Source organism: Paractinoplanes hotanensis (genome assembly GCF_023717965.1).
Lineage (GTDB): Bacteria > Actinomycetota > Actinomycetes > Mycobacteriales > Micromonosporaceae > Actinoplanes > Actinoplanes polyasparticus.
In genome coordinates this window covers 1-1,170 of the sequence record NZ_JAMQOL010000129.1, presented here as the reverse complement: position 1 = coordinate 1,170, position 1,170 = coordinate 1, and the positions used below count along the sequence as shown (strand labels likewise).

At 66.9% G+C, this 1,170-nt stretch carries 1 protein-coding gene; it reads right to left on the bottom strand.

Translation table 11 applies throughout. From position 1 onward, the window contains the following. Positions 1-1,170: glycoside hydrolase family 43 protein (locus tag LXN57_RS47710; RefSeq protein ID WP_251804965.1), on the bottom strand; the 1,170-nt coding region annotated here is incomplete at both ends.

Here is a 1,170-nt window from a genome sequence, read left to right as displayed (position 1 = left end):
CCGGGTGCTGCCGTTGTCCTTGCGGATGCCGATCCACGCCGACTGATCGCGCAGCATGGCCAGGCCGGCCCGGTCGCCGTTGGCCATGGCCGAATAGTCGAGCTGCACGGTCGCCGTCGAGGACGGACCCTGGATGCGCCGGGTCAGGGTGTTGCGGGCGTTGTACAGGTCGTTGGTCACGGTGGCGGTCGACAGCCGCAAGCCGTTGCCGACGCTGAACTTGGACGTGTCCGGGTTGTGGTTCCATTCGTACTGCGGCCCGAGCGTGGTGCCGGCGAACGTGTCGTTGCCGGTCATCGGGGCCAATGGCCGCCACGGCAGGTTGGGCCGGGGATAGGTGGTGGCCCAGCGGCCGTTGACGGTCTGCAGCACCGGCCAGCCGTCGCCGGTCCAGGTGATCGGGGCCAGGGTGGGCATCCGGCCGCCGGGGTAGGCGTCGGTGAAGGCCATGTACCACCAGTCGCCGTTCTGGGTTTGTACCAGGCCGCCTTGGTGGGGGACCCCGCCGCCGGGGATCGGGCCGGGCAGGTCGAGCAGGATTTGGCGTTGTTCGTACGGGCCGAAGGGGCTGGTGGAGCGCAGTACGTATTGGCCGTTGGCGGGGCGGGTCAGCCAGATGTAGTAGTAGTTGCCGCGTTTGTACATGCGGGCGCCTTCGAGGGTGCCGATGTTCGACGGGGTCTGGTAGACGGTTTGGGAGCGCACTTCGGCGGTGAGGTCGGTGTTGAGCTGGGCGACGCTGATCGTGCCGTTGCCGTAGGCGACGTAGGGGGTGTCGTTGTCGAACAGCAGGCCGGCGTCGTAGTAGCACTTGTTGATCCGGGCCTTCTTCGACCAGGTGCTGTCGACGGTGGCGGCGGTGTAGACGTAGGTGCGGTTGAACTCGGTGCAGCCCAGCCAGTAGTAGGTGTTGTTGCTGGGGCGGTGGTTGAATGCCGAGGCCCAGATGCCCTTGACGTAGGCGCGGGTGCCGGTGAGGTCGTAGGCGGTGGAGTCGAAGTCGAGCCGGGGCACCGAATGGCCCGCGTATTCCCAGTTGACCAGGTCGTAGGAGCGCAGGATGGGCGCGCCGGGTGAGTAGTGCATGGTCGAGGCCGAGTAGTAGTAGGCGTCCCCGACCCGGATGATGTCGCCGTCGGCGAAGTCCTGCCACACCACCGGATTGGTGAA